The following is a 19,210-nucleotide window of genomic DNA, read 5'->3' on the forward strand; positions in this document are numbered from 1 at the left end:
AATCGAAAGGTGGAAGCTGAAATGCCAGATCATATTGAAGTCATTCTTCGAACCATATTTGCTTTTGCTATTTTATTCGGCGGTGCCCGTCTTCTTGGAAAGCAAACCATTGCGCAAATGAATATTTTTGATTTCATTGCAGCGATCAGTCTAGGTTCAATTGCGGCGAACCTGGCTTTTAATACTACGCTTCCGCTTCATCACACAACCATATCTTTTGTGTCACTTGTGATCATCATTTATGTCATTTCTTTGCTTGCTTTAAGAAGCCGGAAGATGAGAGGATTTATGGCCGGTAAACCAACGCTTGTGATTCAAAATGGCAAAATCCTTGAAGAGAATATGAAAGGAATGAGGTATACACTTGATTATTTAAATCAACAGCTCAGAGAAAAGAATGTGTTTGACATTAGTGAAGTTGAATTTGCAATGATTGAAACAGATGGGCATATGTCAGTGAAAAAATACCCTTCATTTGATTATGTCACGCGAAAAGATCTTAACCTGTGGGTGCAGGCAGAGCGTTACATGCCCATTGAAGTCATTATGGACGGAAAGCTCATTTTGAAAAACCTTCATGAAAACCAATTAACGGAGCAGTGGATCTATGAAGAACTTCAAAAAAGGCAACTGTCTTTAAAAGACATTGTTTATGCGGTTCGTTCAAGTAATGGCAGTTTATATATTGATACATATGACGATCACATCCATTCTCCAATTGACCAAGAATGAATATGTAGTACGGACGACACCCGCGCGTCACAGAACTGCCAATATTTATAAGTCGTTTGGATGTCATCTATCTAGGTATCATTTCTCAATTATTATTATTTTCAGAAAATGTAGTGACGGAGAAAAATAAGTATGTTTAAGTATAAATAGAAGAATTTAAAATATCAATATAATATACATCAAGCGGAATGAACATTCATTCCTATTAAAACGAAAGGAGAGGATGAAATGCCCGCAGCAACTACTGATAAACAGGAGCAGATTATGAAGGCTTCTCTGGACTTATTTATTGAACGGGGTTTTGACGGTACAACGATGCCGATGATTTCGAAAAGAGCCAATGTTGGAGCAGGAACCATTTATCGTTATTTTGATAGTAAAGAGGCTCTTGTAAACATTTTATACCAGCGAAGCCTGATTGCATTTATCGACAAGGTGAATACAAACAGTCCAGACCCTAAAGCAAGTATCAGGGCTTATTTCAAACATGTCTTTTACTGCTTAGTGCTCTTTACAAAAGAGAATCCAAGTGGTCTGTACTTCTTAGAAATTGACAAACGCTCACACTATTTAGATGAGACAAGTAAAGAGAAGATGCAGCAGCTATTAAATGAGCTATTTCATATTTTTGAAGAAGGCAAAAAGGATGGAATTCATCCAAATCTTTCAGGGAGAACGATTTTATCCATTGTATTTGGAGCGTTCGTTCAGCTTCATAAACAGATTCTAGCAGAGGAAATTGAGCCAACCATTGAATTTTTAGAAGATATTGAGCAATGCTTATGGCGTGCCATTAGCGTTGCATCATAAAGAAATAAAGGGAGTGGGCACATGCAACAAACATCAATCATTCCAAAACCAAAAACATACGGACCTTTAAAAAATATTCCTCATATCAAAAAAGGAGAGCTTTCTCAAACCTTTTGGCGGCTGGCAGATGAATTAGGGCCGATCTTTCAGTTTGAATTTTCAAAAGCAACAAGTATTTTTGTTTCCAGCCATGAACTTGCCAAAGAAGTATTTGATGAGAGGCGTTTTGATAAATTCATTGGAAGCAGTCTCAATAAAGTGAGAACATTTTCAGGGGATGGGTTATTCACAAGTTGGACAGAAGAGCCGAATTGGAGAAAGGCTCATCACATCTTGATGCCGGCGTTTAGCCAGCAGGCCATGAAGGGCTATCATGAGATGATGCTCGATATTGCCACACAGCTTGTACAAAAATGGCAAAGAACGGGTCGTGATGAAGAAATTGAAGTAGCAGAGGATATGACAAAGCTCACTTTAGATACGATCGGGCTATGCGGTTTTGATTTTCGATTTAACAGCTTTTACAAAGAAAATCAACATCCATTTATTGAAAGCATGCTGAATGGCTTAAATGAAGCGATGGATCAAGCAAGCAGATTGCCGGTCGCAGATAAATTAATGATCAAAAGAAGAAAAGAATTTGAACAAGATGTTGAATTTATGAAGCAATTAGTAGATGACATTATTCAAGAACGAAAAAAACAAGATAAAACGGGCAATGATTTACTTTCTCTCATGCTACATGCAAAGGATCCTGAAACAGGTGAACGCCTGTCGGATGAAAATATCCGTTATCAAATCATTACCTTCTTAATAGCAGGTCATGAAACAACAAGTGGGTTGTTGTCATTTGCGATTTATTTTTTACTAAAAAATCCAGACAAATTAAAAAAAGCCGTACAAGAAGCAGACGACGTGCTACAAGGCGGACTGCCGACATTTAAGCAGGTTCAAAAACTAAGTTATACGCGTATGGTCTTAAACGAAGCACTTCGCCTCTGGCCGACGGCGCCTACGTTCTCTCTTTATGCGAAAGAGGATACAGTCATTGGAGGGAAATATCCGATCAAAAAAAACCAAAGTGTCAGTGTGCTGCTTCCTAAAATACATCGGGATCAAGCGGTTTGGGGGGAGGATGCAGAAGAATTCAAGCCTGAACGTTTTATGCATCCTGAAAAAATTCCACAGCATGCCTATAAACCGTTCGGAAATGGCCAGCGTGCGTGTATTGGGATGCAATTTGCCCTTCATGAAGCCACGATGGTTCTGGCGATGGTTCTGCACAACCTTGAACTGATTGACCATACGTCGTATGAACTGGATTTAAAAGAATCTCTGACGATTAAGCCGAATGATTTTAAAATCAAAGTGCGGCCAAGAAAGCAGCAATTCTTTATGGCGCCTCCGAAAGAAGAACCAACAAAAAGCACGGCATCTGCTGAAGTGAAAATAGCGAGTCATGGAACACCGCTATTGGTCTTGTACGGATCAAATCTGGGCACAGCAAAGCAGATGGCAAACGAATTTGCTGAAGACGGAAAAGCAAAAGGGTTTGACGTGACAACGGCACCGCTTGATGATTATACTCGAAAGTTACCAGAGTCAGGCGCAGTTTTAATTGTAACGGCTTCATACAACGGTCATCCGCCTGATCATGCGAAACATTTTGTGGATTGGGTAACGCAGGATGAGGAGCAGGATCTATCAAATGTGACATTTGCAGTCTTTGGGTGCGGGGATCGAAATTGGGCGAGCACGTATCAGCGTATTCCTCGTCTAATTGATGAAGCACTTGAAAGAAAAGGGGCGAAGCGTGTAACGGATATTGGTGAAGGCGATGCGGGCGGTGATATGGATGAAGATAAAGAAACATTCCAAAAGACAGTCTTCAATGAGCTTGCAAAAGAATTTAATTTAACCTTGCAGGAGAAACGCCAAGAAAAGCCAAACCTATCCATTGTATATACGAATGAGCTAGTGGAACGTCCTGTAGCTAAAACATACGGTGCCTTTTCAGCTGTTGTATTGAAAAATCAAGAATTACAATCTGAAAAAAGTACCCGCCAAACAAGGCATATCGAACTTCAATTACCTGAAGGCAAGCACTATAAAGAAGGAGATCATATCGGAATCGTGCCAAAAAATAGTGCAACACTCGTTCAGCGAGTGACCGATCGTTTTAAGCTGGATCCAGAGCAGCACATGATACTCTCTTCGGAAAAAGAAGCAAGTCATTTACCATTAAATCAGCCAATTCAAGTCGGAGAATTGCTGGCGTCACATGTAGAGCTGCAAGAGCCTGTGACACGTACTCAGCTAAGAGAACTTGCAAAATATACGGTGTGCCCACCTCATCGTATTGAACTTGAACAAATGGCGGGAGACATTTATCAAGAAGCTGTATTAAAGAAGCGTGTGACCATGCTTGATTTACTAGAACAGTACGAAGCATGTGAACTGCCATTTGATCATTTTTTAGCCCTTTTACCAGGATTGAAGCCTCGTTATTACTCGATCTCCAGTTCGCCAAAGGTGGATGAAAAGAGGCTTAGTATCACAGTAGCTGTTGTGAAAGGAAAATCATGGAGCGGACGCGGTGAATACGCAGGCGTCGCATCAAACTATTTATGCGGACTGCAAGAAGGAGATGAAGTGGCCTGCTTCCTTCATGAAGCTCAAGCAGGATTCGAATTGCCGCCTTCTCCTGAAATACCAATGATCATGATTGGACCAGGAACAGGTATCGCCCCGTTTAGAGGGTTCATTCAGGCAAGGGAAGCATGGCAAAATGAAGGGAAGTCGTTAGGTGAAGCCCATCTTTATTTTGGCTGCCGCCACCCGCATGAAGATGATCTGTATTATGACGAAATGCAGCTTGCACAAGAAAAAGGAGTCGTCACTATCCACCGTGCTTACTCTCGCTACGAGGAGCAAAAAGTGTATGTCCAGCACTTCATTAAAAATGATGGAGCCAAGCTCATTGAATTACTCGACAAAGGCGCCTACCTGTATATTTGCGGGGATGGAAAGGTCATGGCACCAGATGTCGAGGCAACACTTATTGAACTGTATCAGACTGAGAAACAGTGTGCGAAAGAAACAGCTGAACAATGGCTGACATCTCTAGCCAATGACAACAGATATGTAAAAGATGTATGGAGCTGATCATGTTGAACCGCCAAAATGGCGGTTTTTCTTTTTTCATAGAGAGATCGCTAGAATAAATATTTGGAAGATACGAAACACCTAATTTACAAATGAAATATTTTGTAAAAAATAAGAATATTCTCTCATTTACTCCAATATGAAACAATCGTATCATTTTTGATATAGGACATAAAGGAGGAATATGATGAAAAAGGTGAAAAAATTAATCCCTTCTCTACTCGTTTTTGGTGCTTTAAGTGTGCCTAGTTTTGCCCATGCAGCATCTGATTCAGTACTTACGTCTGATTATGACATGGTGACTTCTGACGGAAAGGTGATTTCTTCAGCTGACTTCCACAACGATACGAAAACCCCCTCATCCTTTGACAAAGTGGATGATCTCTCTTCTACTATTGGCGAAAAAGTAAAACTACTCACAAAATATTTAAAAGACTTTCAAACAAAAGTAGTCATTGGAGACGATGGTAGAACAAAAGTGACGAATACAAGAGTAGCACCCTATAATTCTATTGCTTATATTACATTTGGCGGTTCTAGCTGCACTGGAACACTCATTGCTCCAAACAAAATATTAACAAACGGACACTGCGTCTACAATACAGTCACAAGAAGCTATAGTGCAAAAGGGTCTGTCTACCCAGGCATGAATGACAGCACGGCTGTGAACGGCTCAGCAAACATGACCGAATTCTATGTACCAAGCGGATATATCAACACGGGGGCGAGTCAATATGATTTTGCCGTCATTAAAACAGATACGAACATTGGAAATACGGTCGGCTACCGCTCTATTCGTCAAGTGACAAATCTAACAGGTACAACGATTAAAATTTCTGGATATCCAGGTGATAAAATGAGATCGACTGGCAAAGTGTCACAATGGGAAATGTCAGGTCCAGTCACGAGAGAAGATACGAATCTCGCATACTATACGATCGATACATTTAGCGGAAACTCTGGCTCTGCGATGCTAGATCAGAACCAACAAATCGTCGGGGTCCATAATGCGGGTTATTCAAACGGAACGATCAACGGCGGACCAAAAGCGACGGCTGCCTTTGTTGAATTTATCAACTATGCGAAGGCGCAATAAAAAATAGAACAATCAGCTTGTTTCCTTTACAGGGGACAGGCTTTTTTGATCGTCAAATGCAGAAAAGTTTCTTTTTTTGTTCATCACTATTTCATATTTAAAAGCTATGCTGAATGAAATAAATGAAAAAGAAAGAAGAGATATGAGTGAAAAATAAAAAAATAGATATGATATTGTTGTTGATTTTATTGATTGCAGCTTTTCTCTACACTTATCAAATTTGGCAGAATGACAGTGCCAATCAATATTATTTAGCTGCAGTCAAAAGTATGTCCAAAAGCTTCCATCACTTTTTTTATGCCTCATTTGATGCAGCTGGATTCGTATCAATTGATAAACCACCCGTCGTTTTATGGATTCAAACCATCAGTGCATTTATTTTTGGCTTTCATACATGGAGTGTGATATTGCCGCAGGCACTTGCTGGAGTGGGGTCTGTTCTTCTTCTTTATCTCATGATAAAACCGGCTTTCGGTCAAGGTGCTGGAAGGGTGTCAGCGGCCGTTATGGCTCTCACGCCAATTGCCGCAGCTGTGAGCAGAACAAACAATATCGACAGTATGCTTGTCTTCACATTACTTGCGGGTACGTATTTCTTAATGCGTGCTGTAAAAAGCGGAAAGATGCGCTGGCTTCTTATGGCCTTCGCTTTGGTAGCGGTAGGATTTAATATGAAGATGCTGCAAGCGTTTATGGTCGTTCCAGCATTTATTTTCTACTATTTCATTGCTGCTCGCGTACCGTTTAAAAAGAAAATTTTCTCTCTTTTATGCTCGATCGTCGTATTAGCCTGCTTATCTCTATCGTGGGCAGTTGCTGTAGATATGACAGCTGAAAGTGAGCGCCCTTATGTGGGAAGCAGCCAAACAAATTCAGTGTTAGAACTTGCCTTTGGTTATAACGGCACGGAACGGCTGCTTGGTCAGACGACAGGGAAATCCTTTGGTGACATGAATCAGCAAGCAGGTATGGTGATGCCAGACAATTCTGGATTAGGGAATTCGTCAGAGGATCAGTCAAACAGAAATCAGCCGCCTCCATCCCAAAATCAAATGATGCCACCTCAACATGGTCCAGGTGGTGGTTCTCCGCCTGGAAGTGCAGTAGGTCAACAAAGTATGAATATGTATGGCACTGGGAATCCCGGTATATTTCGTTTGTTTCAATCTGCATTGTCAGGTCAAATCGGCTGGATGCTGCCGTTTGCTTTGTTTGGGCTTTTAGGGATGATCATCAGCTGGTGGAAGGAGAGAAAAGCTCAATTAAATGAATGGAAACAAACGATGTTTTGGACAGCATGGCTGATTCCTGCTGCCGGATTCTTTAGTATTGCGGGTTTCTTTCACCATTACTATCTCATTATGCTTGCCCCGCCTATTGCAGCACTATGCGGCATAGGAGCTAAGAAGATGGGAGAGTTATTTAAGGCTAACAAAGGAGTATCTGCGTATTTGCTTCCAGCAGCAATCGCTGTTACTGCCATCTTCCAAGGGTATATTTTGAGTAACTATACGACTCAAATCAGTAGTATTTGGATGTATGCCATTGCGATTGCGGGAACAAGTATCGCTATCCTATTGCTGATGTACAGAGAAAAACAATTGATCATGAAACGACTGCTCATCACTGCTTTGACAACGCTGTTACTGTTTCCAGGTTTTTGGTCCGCCACCCCAATCATATATGGTGGAAATGCTGTTCTTCCAGAGGCAGGTGTACAGCTGGCTAGTTCACGAGGTGGGAACATGTTTACATCTAGTGTCGATCAAGGCTTACTCACTTATTTAAAGGCTCATCAAACAGGTGAAACGTATTTATTTGCAACGCTTACGACTGTTACCGCAGCGCCATATATCATTGATGAAGATGAGAATGTCATGGCTTTAGGTGGTTTTAATGGGACAGATCCTATTTTGACTGTCAACAAATTAAAAGCACTTATTCAACAAGGAAAGGTGAAATACTTTTTATTACCAGACAATCAGTCATCAGCTAACAGCAAATTGGTTAGCTGGATTAAATCACATGGTACAGTCATCTCATCTGAAGAATATAAACGATCCATATCAGCTGAAGAGGGGATGCCATCCGAGATGTCTTCACAAAACGAAACATTATATAGGGTAGATGAAATATCTTAAGTAGAACAAGGCGAATGATGAAGAGATCATTCGTTTTTTCTTATGGATCAGTATCCAGGAAGATTCAGCTCATGTTTTTCACATGTCATCACTCAGCCACTCATACATTAAAAATGACTCATTCCCTTCAAGTCAACATCATTTCATCAAAAGTATGAGGAGGTCACGAGCTTTTGAAGATGAGAAAAGGCTGGATCGCTGCTGTCGTTCTTTGTTTTGTCATTTGGATGGGTGCGTTATTAGGTGGTTTTGGAGAGGATCGTTCCGCAAAAGGAGCAGATCGTTATGATCATGTGATTCAATTTCCTAAGGAACGGTATCCTGAAACAGGCAGTCATATTCAAGAAGCTATTCGAAAAGGGCACTCAGACGTGTGTACCATTGACCGAAATGGGGCAGATGCCCGCAGGCAAGAATCATTAAAAGGAATTCCCACAAAACCTGGTTTTGACCGGGATGAATGGCCGATGGCGGTGTGTCTTGAAGGAGGAAAGGGGGCGAGCGTTCAATATGTCAGTCCATCAGATAATAGAGGCGCTGGTTCATGGGTCGGGCATCAAATCAGCGGGTATCCTGACGGGAAACGAATTTTATTTATTGTTAAATAAACATAGACAAGAGGCTTCTTGAGAGGGGCTTTTTTTGTTCAACAGGAGCGTATTCGAGCTAGCAGGTACAAAAGATTCAGTGGTACAATCAATCCATCAGGTACAAAGACTGACAAGTAGAAAATGTGAAGGGACATATGCTTATGGAAAAGAACCGTGCATTATACGATTTTTTCATGCAACATGCAGAGAAACTGACTGAAACATGGTATGAATCAATTGAGGATGATGATCCAGAATCCATTTATCGTTCAACAGATTCTAGCATCATAGCAGAGCTTAAACGGCAAAATCAAGATTATTATCAGCATTTTATCCGCGCACTTATTGAAGACAAGACGTATTTACATACGAAATTTAAAAAATGGTCTGAAGACTTAGCAAGTGATCCGAAGCACTTGAACACGCCATTAGATTACGTCGTGAGAGAATATATGTCCAATCAAAGAGTGGTTCTTCATTACTTAAAAGAGTTTATAAAACAGCATCAAGGTGATATTGACATTGATCGAATATTTTATTGGTATGATTTGATATCTGAGGCATTTAACATTTCAATTCATGTCTTTATTCAGCAATATGTGAAAAATACCACCAAAAAACTCGTTGCACAAAGAGACATGATTTATGAGCTGAGTTCTCCAGTCATTGTGTTAAAAAGTCATGTTGCCTTATTGCCTTTAGTTGGAGATATTGACACTGCGCGAGCAAAGATTATCTTAGAAAATACATTAAAACAGTGTTCGCAAAAAGGTGTTCAACATTTATGTATTGATTTATCAGGTGTCGTCATCATTGATACGATGGTAGCACATCAAATCTTTGATCTTGTCACGTCACTTCGGTTAATTGGGGTTGATACGACCATTTCAGGGATTAGACCAGAAATTGCTCAAACGGCTGTACAGCTTGGACTTCCTTTTAATGAATTTCAAACGGCTTCATCACTTGCTCACGCTTTAGATCGTATGACTGAATTTTCATCCATATAAAAACCAGGCCTAGTAAACGGCCTGGTTTTTATTTAGATCACAGCGTCAATTTTTGTTACTTTCCACTCGTTTTGTACTTTCTCGAAAGTGACAGTACGTTTTACTTTGCGTCCATCAAGTGTTGGAACTGTGAATTCGTATGTGCGGATTGTACTTTTCTTAGAGACGAGTTTAGGTGTTGCCTTATCCCAATTAAGCATATTGTCTCCGTCACCAACTGGCACAGCCATTTTTCCTTTATGAACGATGAACTGATAGTCTTTTAAACCGTGAGTAATGGCATCTTTTGTGAAAACTTGAGATAGATAGCTGTTTAGTTTTTTCTTTGTATCAAATGTTTTAGACAGGTAGTTGTAAGTCATATCTTTATAAGTAAATGATTTTAATTTGTAATCTGAATGCTCTTTAATGTTGTAGCCTGACATCGCACTCCAAAAGTGTTCTCTTGCATCAAGGGCAATATGTAACGCTTCTTTATTTGTCAAAGCGGCTGATTTTTTGGAAGCGGCCAGTGTTGTTGTTTGTAATGAGATCATAAGCATAATAGCGGTTAATAAAACAAATAATTTTTTCAAGGCGATTGCCTCCTTTTCTCAATGAAAACTTCTTATGTTACAAATGTTACAATAGTTACAGAGATATTACAAGTATTAAATCTAAATGTTTTTTATTTCTTTTCTTTCTATCTATATAACGTTTGAGGGAGACAAAAAGTTTTCATTTTTTTATTTTTTTCTTCCTCATTAGTATTTAACCGTTCTAAAGAAGAATAAAACGTCTTTTGGAAAGATTTCTATTTGTCTCCTCAACACTCTTTTTTTATGTATGACATATACTGTCGTGATGAATGTCTAAGAAAGTGGTGTTTAGTATGTATAATCCATATGAAGGTACGTGGAATGGGTACTTGTACGATCGGCAGGTACAAAGCATGCCGGCGTTTCCTATTTCTCAAGTTGGAGGATTTCCCGGTTTGCCATTCGGAGGGACTGGGCAAGGTGCAGGAGGACAATCGGTCCCGCCAGCCCCGCCGCAGCATATCATCTCGCAATATCAACAAGCAGTCTCTCAGCCTCAAAGTATGCAGCCGCTCATTGCGGGGCAGAGTGTAGGCGGAAGCCAGCAAACGGTTCAATTTGCAGCTGGATGTAATAGAAGGTGGACCATTGTGTTCCTTAGAAACGGTCAAGTATTTCTCATGTATGTTCTTTCCTCGCAGCCTTTTGGCCGTACAACGGGTTTCATATGGCCGAACTTTACATTTGGCTCGTTCCCAAGCTCCAGTATTCTTGCATATTCTTGTTCATAAAAGAAAAAGCCGGCTCTCATCAGCAATTGATGAAATACCGGCTTTTTTTAATGAATATTTCTAAATACGCCAATCACTTTACCTAGTATACTCACATTCTGTAAAATAATCGGTTCCATTGATGGATTCTCGGGCTGTAATCTAAAGTGTGTATCTTCCTTATAAAAACGTTTCACTGTTGCTTCATCTTCTTCTGTCATAGCCACCACAATATCTCCATTGTTGGCAGTGCTTTGCTGACGCACAATGACGTAGTCTTTGTCCAAAATACCTGCATCAATCATACTTTCTCCCATAATTTCAAGCATAAATACTTGTTCATCTGGCGCTGCAAAAGTTTCTGGAAGTGGGAAATATTCTTCTACATTCTCAACAGCCGTGATAGGCAAGCCTGCTGTGACTTTTCCGATGACTGGAACATTCATTACAGCGCTTTTTGGAATATTCATTTCCTCTTCATCTAGTACTTCGATCGCTCTAGGTTTCGTTGGGTCTCTTCTAATTAAACCTTTCGTTTCTAGTCTAGCTAAATGTCCATGGACAGTTGAGCTGGATGCTAGACCGACAGCTTCGCCAATTTCACGAACGGATGGGGGATAACCCTTGCTTTTTACTTCTTCTTTTATGAATTTCAGGATATCGAGTTGTCTTTTTGATAGCTTCGTCATCTTTTGCACCTCAAAACGTCAATTTTAAAGAAATTATAGCATGTTTTTCCTAACAGTACAAACATAGGTTCGAAAAAAACGTTTGACAGAAACGTTTGTTCGTATTTATAATGAGTGTCAGAAAGAACGAACACACATTCTATTAGGAGAGATGACATTATGAGGTTAAAGGAATCTATTATTTTTATTGGGCTATTCTCATTCATCGTTGGCATATTTCTCTCACTTATTGCAGTCACTAGCCATAATGATCCAAATCAATATGTTAAAATAGAGGTTCAATCAGGTGATACTCTTTGGGGATTAGCTGATCAAGTAAACGACAGTAAATCAATCGATAAAAATGCTTTTATTGACTGGGTAACTGAACACAATGATCTCGCTTCAACTGACATCCAGCCGGGAGATATCCTTGTGATTCCAGTTAAAAAAGAGCATCCAGTCGTATATCAACTTGCAACAGTACAGTAGAAAGGTCGATTGAAGACATGAATGCAATCATTTATGCGAGAGTAAGTACTGCCAAAGAAGAGCAAGAAACCTCGCTTAAAAGACAAGAAGAAGAACTGCTTGCTTTAGCTGCAGCGCACAAGATGAATGTAGTCAAAGTGATTAAAGAAAAAGCGAGTGGATACGATCTTGATCGTGACGGTGTTTTTGACATGCTGGCTGCGCTGAAAGAGGAAGAAATCGATGCTGTTCTCATTCAAGATGAGACACGCCTTGGAAGAGGGCAGGCGAAAATCGCTCTTCTTCATTGTCTGTTTAAAGAAAAAGTCAAGGTGTACAGCGTATTTCATAGAGGAGAGCTTGAGCTTTCAGAAGCAGACGAGATGGTCATTGAAATTGTAGGCGTTGTAGAAGAGTATCAGCGTAAAATTCATAATTTGAAAATTAAGCGTGGGATGAAAAAAGCTGTTGAGCGAGGGTATCAACCCGAACTAAATTTAAAACACCAAGAACAGGCGCCTGGCCGCGAACGTATTGAAGTACCGATTTCTGAAATTGTTCGATTAAGAAAAAACAACATGACATTCGCTGAAATTGCAGTGACATTGCAGGCACTTGGTTTTGACATTTCAAAAGCAACCGTCCATAGAAGGTACCAAGAATATGAAAAAGGGCTTGCGACTTAAAGCGTGATTTGTTGTAAAAATGACTGATATTTAGTAGTATGTAGAGAAAATGTTTTAAAGGAGTTTGTCATGATTTCTAAAGAACAGCTTGCAAGAATCAATGAGCTTTCAAAAAAGTCGAAAGAAGCCGGTTTGTCGGACGCTGAGAAAACAGAACAGAAGCAATTAAGAGAGGAATATTTAAAGGCTTTTCGTTCTTCTATGAAAAATACACTCAAAACCGTGAAAATCGTCGATCCAGAAGGAAACGATGTCACACCAGAAAAATTAAAAAGAGAAAGAGACCAGAATCTTCATTAAAGGTCATCATTTCTTTATTTTTGAAAAGATGGGAGGAATATTCTCATCTTTTTTCATATTTGCATAAGTTTTTAGGCGATCGATAAACTAAATGTGACAAAATCCTTCTTTTTCGGCGTGAAATAGTTGTGAAAAAAGGACAGTAGATTTATGATAATGGTGTACACAAGATACGGAAGGGGATTTATATGGAAACGATTGAATTGAAATCTATTGCAACAATACGTACTCTCTCCATAGACGCAATTGAAAAAGCGAATTCCGGTCACCCTGGAATGCCGATGGGCGCTGCACCAATGGCATACGCTTTATGGACGAATCACTTAAACGTAAGTCCGCAAAATCCAAATTGGTTTAACAGAGACCGTTTTGTGTTATCTGCGGGACATGGCTCTATGCTTTTATATAGCATGCTTCATTTAAGCGGATACAATCTGAGCATCGAAGATTTAAAACAATTCCGCCAATGGGGAAGCAAAACACCTGGACATCCTGAGTTTGGACATACAGAGGGCGTAGATGCGACAACAGGTCCTTTAGGACAAGGGATTGCGATGGCTGTAGGAATGGCACTTGCAGAAAGACAACTTGCAGAAACGTATAACAAAGATAACTTTAATGTTGTGGATCACTATACATACAGCATTTGCGGAGATGGAGACTTAATGGAGGGCATTTCCTCTGAAGCTGCTTCACTTGCTGGTCATTTAGGCTTAGGCCGTTTAATTGTTCTTTATGATTCAAATGACATTTCTTTAGATGGCGACCTCGATCGTTCTTTCTCTGAAAATGTGAAGAATCGTTTTGAAGCGATGAATTGGGAAGTTCTTTATGTAAAAGACGGCAATAACATTGAAGAAGTGACGGCTGCCATTGAAAAAGCCAAACAAAGTACAGACAAACCTACACTTATTGAAGTGAAGACGACGATCGGTTTCGGATCTCCAAACCGCGCGGGAACGTCTGGGGTGCACGGTGCACCGCTTGGCAGTGAGGAAGCGAAGCTAACGAAGGAAGCTTATTCTTGGACGTTTGAAGAAGATTTCCATGTACCTTCTGAAGTGTACGATCATTTCAAAACAGCTGTTAAAGACGCTGGACAGAAAAAAGAAGCAGCGTGGAATGAACTGTTTGAGCAATATGAAAAAGAATATCCAGAACTAGCAGCTCAGCTGAAGCTTGCGATTGAAGGAAAACTTCCTGAGAATTGGGATCAAGAGGTTCCTGTTTATGAAGCAGGTTCAAGCCTTGCCTCTCGTGCTTCTTCTGGAGAAGTATTAAATGGCATTGCAAAACAAGTACCATTCTTTATTGGCGGGTCTGCTGACCTTGCTGGATCAAATAAAACAACAATCAAAGATACAACTGACTTTGGCAGAGAGAATTACGCTGGCAGAAACATTTGGTTTGGTGTGAGAGAATTCGCAATGGGTGCAGCATTAAACGGTATGGCACTTCACGGCGGACTTCGTGTATTCGGCGGAACATTCTTTGTTTTCTCAGACTATTTAAGACCTGCCATTCGTCTTGCTGCATTGATGGGACTTCCTGTCACTTATGTATTTACGCATGACAGCATTGCGGTTGGGGAAGATGGACCAACGCATGAGCCAGTTGAACAGCTCGCTTCATTACGTGCGATGCCTAACCTTTCTGTGATTCGTCCAGCTGATGGAAACGAAACAGCTGCAGCATGGAAAATTGCTGTATCTTCAACGAATAAACCGACAGCGCTTGTTCTTACTCGTCAAAACCTTCCAACGATTGATCAATCACCAGAGAAGGCGTATGAAGGCGTAGAAAAAGGTGGATATGTCGTCGTTGAAGCAGCTGATGCACAGCCAGAAGCTCTTCTACTTGCTTCAGGATCTGAAGTAGGTTTAGCCATTGAAGCGCAAAAAGCACTTGAAAAAGAAGGCATTCGCGTTTCTGTCGTGAGCTTACCTGCATGGGATCGCTTTGATGAGCAGTCAGACGAATACAAAGAGTCCGTTCTTCCTAAAGCAGTGAGAGCACGTGTTGCAATCGAAATGGGTGCTTCACTTGGCTGGGAACGTTACACTGGCCTTGATGGCGATGTGATTGCGATTGATAAATTTGGCGCTTCTGCACCAGGCGAAACCATTATTGAAAAATACGGTTTCACTGTCAGCAACGTGGTGAGCCGCGTAAAAGCAAAGCTGAATAAATAATCAGTCTCCAAGCATCATGCTTTTTTGCAGTCGGTTTGCAGAGCTTTTCACTATGCTCTGCAAACTTTTTTCTTTTTCTTGTTTTTTTGACAAAACTAGTTTCTTCTTGCTTCATATATAGACAATTCTTTCTTTCACATTTTTGTATAATACAAGCAATAAGCGAGATTGACGAAATGTGAAAGGAAGGGATAGACATGGAACGCCATTATTATATTTATTGGATTGAGGATGAGTTTGCTCATCATTATTTTGGTAGAGAATCTATTTTGTTTCATTTGTTTGAATCGTTACACTGGACGAACCGCAGTGATGATGAATTAGTCATGCTTGTTAAGCAAGTGGATTATGTAACGAAACGAATCCCTGCTTTTCATATGCACCAGCGTTTAATGAACAATTTAACCAACATTCACTATACACAAATAGGCTCAATATACAGTGCATCGCTGCCAGATGGAAAAGGCACAGCCGCATTCATTATAAAAGACCGTTACATTCAAATGTCTGCCACAGGCAGTTATGAGGCAGAAGCGGTGTTTTTTGAAGTACTCAGAAAAATTAGTCCTTGTTTCCTGGCTATGGACTTTGGATCAAAGAAGCATGGGTGGCTCAATCCGGTAAAAGTGATGAATTTTGTTTAAAAAAATAAAATTGAACGTGAAATGTTGTATAATAGCCTTTTGTTTAGTACACTTTATACGAGACAACATGAAGGAGGAAGAATTATGGATTTATGGGTTGTCATCCTTGTAGGCGTTGTTGCACTGCTTGCAGGAGTTGCACTCGGATTCTTTATTGCTCGTAAGTATATGATGAGCTACTTGAAAAAGAATCCACCAATTAATGAACAAATGCTTCGAATGATGATGATGCAAATGGGCATGAAACCGTCCCAAAAGAAAATCAATCAAATGATGAAAGCCATGAACAACCAAGCGAAATAATACGTACGTTATTATGATCATAGATGGAACATGGTCCCTAAAGATTGGACAAGCGATGTCCTTTCTTTATTGAAGTCACCTTCATCAGACGCATAAAACCACTGTACTTGCATGAATAAAGCAGGGAAAGTGGTTTTTATTTTGCCGTGAACCGTCCGTTAAAGACAAAACAAAAAACCCCTGTGAGCAGAGGTTTTCGTTTCTTTTATTGTCACACATATCAACTTTTCTAAAATCGTGCGGCATTTGTTTCTATCTTGAGATATCATTAGTTGGCTGAGTTTGAGTGTAAGTGTCGTTGATATTGTAAGAGGAGATGATCTAGCTGCTGGCTATGTTCGATGGTCACTGTTGATGTCATCCCATTATGCAAGACAACTTTCATCAACTCTTCTCTTTTTTCTTCAATTTGAGTTAATAATGATGTTTTTACCAAAGTCATGTTCCTTTCATGCAAATCTTGATAAAAAGAATCGGTTCTATTATATCCATTTTAAGGTTTATTTTCAAATTTAAAGGGTTTGGTATCTTGATGTCAAATTAAATTATATAAGGTTTTAAGAGATTAGACCATCTTTATTGAGATGATGTAAAAAAAATGAAATGAATTTGTCATCTCTTATTGTATATTGTAAGAAGGGGGTGTTCTTTTGTCAGATTTGAATTACTTTTTAGCGTTTGGAGCAGGGTTTCTTTCTTTTATCTCACCGTGCTGTCTGCCACTTTATCCAGCCTTTTTATCCTATATTACGGGCGTTAGTATAGATGAAGTGAAATCTGAGAAGGTGATGCTGAGAAGGAGAAGTCTTCTTCATACATTATTCTTTTTAATTGGGTTCTCTCTCATTTTTATTGCCATTGGATTTGGGACATCGTTTGTTGGGAAGTTTTTCATTGAATATCAAGATGCGATTCGTCAAATTGGTGCCATTCTCATTATTTTCTTTGGCTTTATGATTCTTGGTGTATTTCAGCCTTCTTTTTTAATGGGAGAAAAGAGGTTGCAGTTTAAAAATCGTCCAGCCGGTTTTTTTGGATCGATTCTCATTGGAATGGGTTTTGCTGCTGGTTGGACACCATGTACCGGCCCGATTTTATCAGCTGTCATCACACTTGCCAGCAACAAGCCAGAGTCCGCTGTGACCTACATGATTGCGTATGTATTAGGTTTTGCTATCCCATTTTTTGTTCTTTCCTTTTTCATCACAAAAATGGCTTGGATCAGAAAGCGCCAGCAGCTCATTATGAAAACTGGCGGGATTATTATGATCGTGGTAGGAATCTTGCTGTTCTTTGATCTTCTGACGTGGATCATTATTATGTTCTCATCATTATTTGGAGGATTTACTGGTTTTTGAAATCGTTTTCTACAGTCGCGGCGAATGGTTTTTTTTCGTCAATTGGAGTATATTATACATAGGCTGACCTTAAAGAATAAAGGAATGATTTGATATGATGATCATAATTTCTTCTATAGTGGCGGTATGTATGGCGGTAGCCGTCATGTTTATTCGCATTAAATCATCTGCAAAACCTGCAACCGCGAAAAAAATTATTTTACCTCCTATCTTTATGAGCACTGGTGCACTGATGTTTTTTGTGCCAATGTTTCAAGTAACTGGAGCTGAATTTTTAGAGGCGATTACTGTAGGGATGTTTTTTTCTATCTTTTTAATTAAAACATCGAAATTTGAAATTAGAGGCAATGAAATCTATTTGAAGCGTTCAAAAGCATTTGTGTTTATTCTCATTGGGCTTCTTGTCCTTCGTATCGGAATGAAGACGATTTTAAGCTCTTCCATTGATTATGGTGCGCTTAGCGGGATGTTTTGGATTCTAGCCTTTGGCATGATTGTCCCTTGGCGGGTTGCGATGTATTTGTCGTTTAGAAAGATGTCTAAACAATTAGATGTGCAGCAGGCCCAAATAAATTAAACCTCCTTTTTAAAAAGGAGGTTATTTTAATAAAGATTCATATGGTGAATGGTCGATCTTTTTTTCTTGAAGGCGCTTTAGTAGAAATTTATGATCCCGCTTCGGTGTAGCGATAATATAGCCGCGAATGATTAAGTCTAAATTAATGCTGGCCGCTTGTTCTTTAAGTGCCAGCTCGCCAATTTTACCGGCGATTTTTTCTTTGGCGACATCTCTAAACAGCTCTGGAACCGGTAATACTAGCTCATTTAATAGCTGTTTGTCTTCATCGCGCCATAGGTGCAGGCTCTTTTGAATATATTCATCCTGCCAATCAAGCTCTGATTTCCCGTCTTCTTTCGGCAATCGTTTTAAAAACTTGCGAAACATAAAAAAGCCACCGATTGCTAGTAATCCAATCATCACTGTACCCCAAAATAAAATGAACCACAAAAACCAGCCGCTTAACATGTTCTCACTCCCTATATCCCTTCTCTCTACTCTATTTTACATGAAGGGAAGGTAGAAGAAAATAACAAAAATGTATGTGTTTTTTTCTATAAACGCTTTTTTGATCAAGAGGCGCCCATTTACTAGAATGACCCAAACCATTTAGTAGAAAAGGAATACATTATTGTATAGCGACTCTACTATTTGGCCATGGTGGTTCGCACAAGGTATTGACTTGAAACGAACGGAAGAGAGCCCGCCTGTATACAGGCAGGCTCTTAATGTTTGAAGTGTGGCATTTGAAAGGAAAATGCTCCGTCTTGACGATGGGCATCCTTTTTGATTTTGATTGATATGATTCTGTTTTCGTAACCTGTATCAATGTCTTTGTCATTCAAATAAAAAGGGAGCATGACACTTTTTTCAATCGGCTGTTCTCTTTCATCAATCAAATAAGCGAGGATGAGCTCACATCCGGAAAAGGTCAGTTTTAAATCAGTGATCGATAGGGTGGAGAGGTCGATCTCAATAATATAATCACGGCTCGTTTCATAAAGATCTATTGGGAGCTGTTCGTCATACCATGCAAAAGGATCGTCCATTAATACATTCAGCCAATCATCTATTTCAAGAAAATCAGAGGAATTCACTTGCTTTTCATTCTCCATAAACACTCCTCCATCACATCTCATAATAAATCATATGATAAAAGCTGAAATGTGTGAAAGACCTAAAACATCCCGTTTGGTC

The 19,210-nt window shown here is 39.7% G+C and carries 21 protein-coding genes; 16 read left to right on the top strand and 5 right to left on the bottom strand.

All coding sequences use genetic code 11. From position 1 onward, the window contains the following. Positions 1-21 precede the first annotated feature (21 nt). From MHH31_RS08760 to MHH31_RS08790, 7 genes are all read left to right on the top strand, one after another. The gene (locus tag MHH31_RS08760; protein WP_058337585.1) at positions 22-732 is read left to right on the top strand and encodes a DUF421 domain-containing protein; all 711 of its coding nucleotides are present in this window, start codon (positions 22-24) and stop codon (positions 730-732) included. 228 nt (positions 733-960) lie between these two features. Then, positions 961-1,542, top strand: a complete 582-nt coding sequence (locus MHH31_RS08765) for a TetR/AcrR family transcriptional regulator (RefSeq protein ID WP_058213736.1) — start codon at positions 961-963, stop codon at positions 1,540-1,542. Between the two features lie 21 nt (positions 1,543-1,563). Next, entirely contained in the window at positions 1,564-4,707 is a 3,144-nt protein-coding gene (locus MHH31_RS08770) for a bifunctional cytochrome P450/NADPH--P450 reductase (protein ID WP_058337584.1), read from the top strand. Between the two features lie 187 nt (positions 4,708-4,894). Beyond that, entirely contained in the window at positions 4,895-5,803 is a 909-nt protein-coding gene (locus MHH31_RS08775; RefSeq protein ID WP_058337583.1) for a trypsin-like serine protease, read from the top strand. Between the two features lie 146 nt (positions 5,804-5,949). Next, a complete protein-coding gene (locus MHH31_RS08780; protein WP_058337582.1) occupies positions 5,950-7,944 on the top strand; it encodes a glycosyltransferase family 39 protein in 1,995 nt (664 codons plus the stop codon). A 227-nt stretch (positions 7,945-8,171) separates the two neighbouring features. Next, positions 8,172-8,552, top strand: coding sequence for a NucA/NucB deoxyribonuclease domain-containing protein (locus MHH31_RS08785; RefSeq protein WP_224559893.1), 381 nt, complete (start codon positions 8,172-8,174; stop codon positions 8,550-8,552). Positions 8,553-8,695: 143 nt separating this feature from the next. Then, on the top strand, positions 8,696-9,544 hold the full coding sequence (locus MHH31_RS08790) for an STAS domain-containing protein (protein ID WP_017359585.1): 849 nt from the start codon (positions 8,696-8,698) through the stop codon (positions 9,542-9,544). Between the two features lie 32 nt (positions 9,545-9,576). Here MHH31_RS08790 and MHH31_RS08795 read toward each other — a convergent pair whose 3' ends face one another. Next, complete coding sequence (locus MHH31_RS08795) at positions 9,577-10,119, bottom strand: IseA DL-endopeptidase inhibitor family protein (protein WP_017359584.1); 543 nt, start codon at positions 10,117-10,119, stop codon at positions 9,577-9,579. Between the two features lie 296 nt (positions 10,120-10,415). On the opposite strand from MHH31_RS08795, the gene MHH31_RS08800 reads away from it, so the two are divergent. Next, complete coding sequence (locus tag MHH31_RS08800) at positions 10,416-10,853, top strand: hypothetical protein (protein WP_057079489.1); 438 nt, start codon at positions 10,416-10,418, stop codon at positions 10,851-10,853. 47 nt (positions 10,854-10,900) lie between these two features. Here MHH31_RS08800 and lexA read toward each other — a convergent pair whose 3' ends face one another. Then, positions 10,901-11,521 carry a transcriptional repressor LexA gene (lexA, locus tag MHH31_RS08805; RefSeq protein WP_007499350.1) on the bottom strand — a complete coding sequence of 207 codons (621 nt, stop codon included), beginning with the start codon at positions 11,519-11,521 and terminating at the stop codon, positions 10,901-10,903. Positions 11,522-11,680: 159 nt separating this feature from the next. Here lexA and yneA point away from each other — a divergent pair, with 159 nt between their 5' ends. The 6 genes from yneA to MHH31_RS08835 all read left to right on the top strand — a co-directional run bounded on the left by yneA (position 11,681) and on the right by MHH31_RS08835 (position 16,096). Continuing rightward, on the top strand, positions 11,681-11,992 hold the full coding sequence (gene yneA / locus MHH31_RS08810; protein ID WP_007499348.1) for a cell division suppressor protein YneA: 312 nt from the start codon (positions 11,681-11,683) through the stop codon (positions 11,990-11,992). 17 nt (positions 11,993-12,009) lie between these two features. Next, the gene (locus tag MHH31_RS08815; RefSeq protein WP_017359583.1) at positions 12,010-12,657 is read left to right on the top strand and encodes a recombinase family protein; all 648 of its coding nucleotides are present in this window, start codon (positions 12,010-12,012) and stop codon (positions 12,655-12,657) included. Positions 12,658-12,726: 69 nt separating this feature from the next. After that, positions 12,727-12,957 (top strand): DUF896 domain-containing protein, encoded by a 231-nt coding sequence (locus MHH31_RS08820; RefSeq protein WP_008343816.1) that lies wholly within the window; start codon positions 12,727-12,729, stop codon positions 12,955-12,957. A gap of 188 nt (positions 12,958-13,145) precedes the next feature. Continuing rightward, complete coding sequence (tkt, locus tag MHH31_RS08825; protein WP_058337581.1) at positions 13,146-15,149, top strand: transketolase; 2,004 nt, start codon at positions 13,146-13,148, stop codon at positions 15,147-15,149. 197 nt (positions 15,150-15,346) lie between these two features. Beyond that, entirely contained in the window at positions 15,347-15,793 is a 447-nt protein-coding gene (gene sirA, locus MHH31_RS08830) for a sporulation inhibitor of replication protein SirA (RefSeq protein ID WP_041507216.1), read from the top strand. Between the two features lie 84 nt (positions 15,794-15,877). Continuing rightward, positions 15,878-16,096, top strand: coding sequence for a YneF family protein (locus tag MHH31_RS08835; protein WP_003212379.1), 219 nt, complete (start codon positions 15,878-15,880; stop codon positions 16,094-16,096). A 268-nt stretch (positions 16,097-16,364) separates the two neighbouring features. On the opposite strand, the gene MHH31_RS08840 is transcribed toward MHH31_RS08835, so the two are convergent. Beyond that, entirely contained in the window at positions 16,365-16,532 is a 168-nt protein-coding gene (locus tag MHH31_RS08840; protein ID WP_008343814.1) for an aspartyl-phosphate phosphatase Spo0E family protein, read from the bottom strand. Positions 16,533-16,746: 214 nt separating this feature from the next. Between MHH31_RS08840 and MHH31_RS08845 the strand changes: the two genes are divergently transcribed. Both MHH31_RS08845 and MHH31_RS08850 read left to right on the top strand, forming a co-directional pair. Next, a complete protein-coding gene (locus tag MHH31_RS08845) occupies positions 16,747-17,454 on the top strand; it encodes a cytochrome c biogenesis protein CcdA (protein WP_008343813.1) in 708 nt (235 codons plus the stop codon). A 94-nt stretch (positions 17,455-17,548) separates the two neighbouring features. Then, positions 17,549-18,031 carry a cytochrome c biogenesis protein CcdC gene (locus MHH31_RS08850; RefSeq protein WP_039167726.1) on the top strand — a complete coding sequence of 161 codons (483 nt, stop codon included), beginning with the start codon at positions 17,549-17,551 and terminating at the stop codon, positions 18,029-18,031. Between the two features lie 21 nt (positions 18,032-18,052). Here MHH31_RS08850 and MHH31_RS08855 read toward each other — a convergent pair whose 3' ends face one another. Beyond that, entirely contained in the window at positions 18,053-18,481 is a 429-nt protein-coding gene (locus MHH31_RS08855) for a DUF2621 domain-containing protein (RefSeq protein ID WP_007499335.1), read from the bottom strand. Between the two features lie 257 nt (positions 18,482-18,738). Continuing rightward, positions 18,739-19,128 carry an Hsp20/alpha crystallin family protein gene (locus tag MHH31_RS08860; protein ID WP_058337580.1) on the bottom strand — a complete coding sequence of 130 codons (390 nt, stop codon included), beginning with the start codon at positions 19,126-19,128 and terminating at the stop codon, positions 18,739-18,741. Between the last annotated feature and the right edge of the window lie 82 nt (positions 19,129-19,210).

This window comes from Bacillus sp. FSL K6-1033 (genome assembly GCF_038630765.1).
Lineage (GTDB): Bacteria > Bacillota > Bacilli > Bacillales > Bacillaceae > Bacillus > Bacillus altitudinis.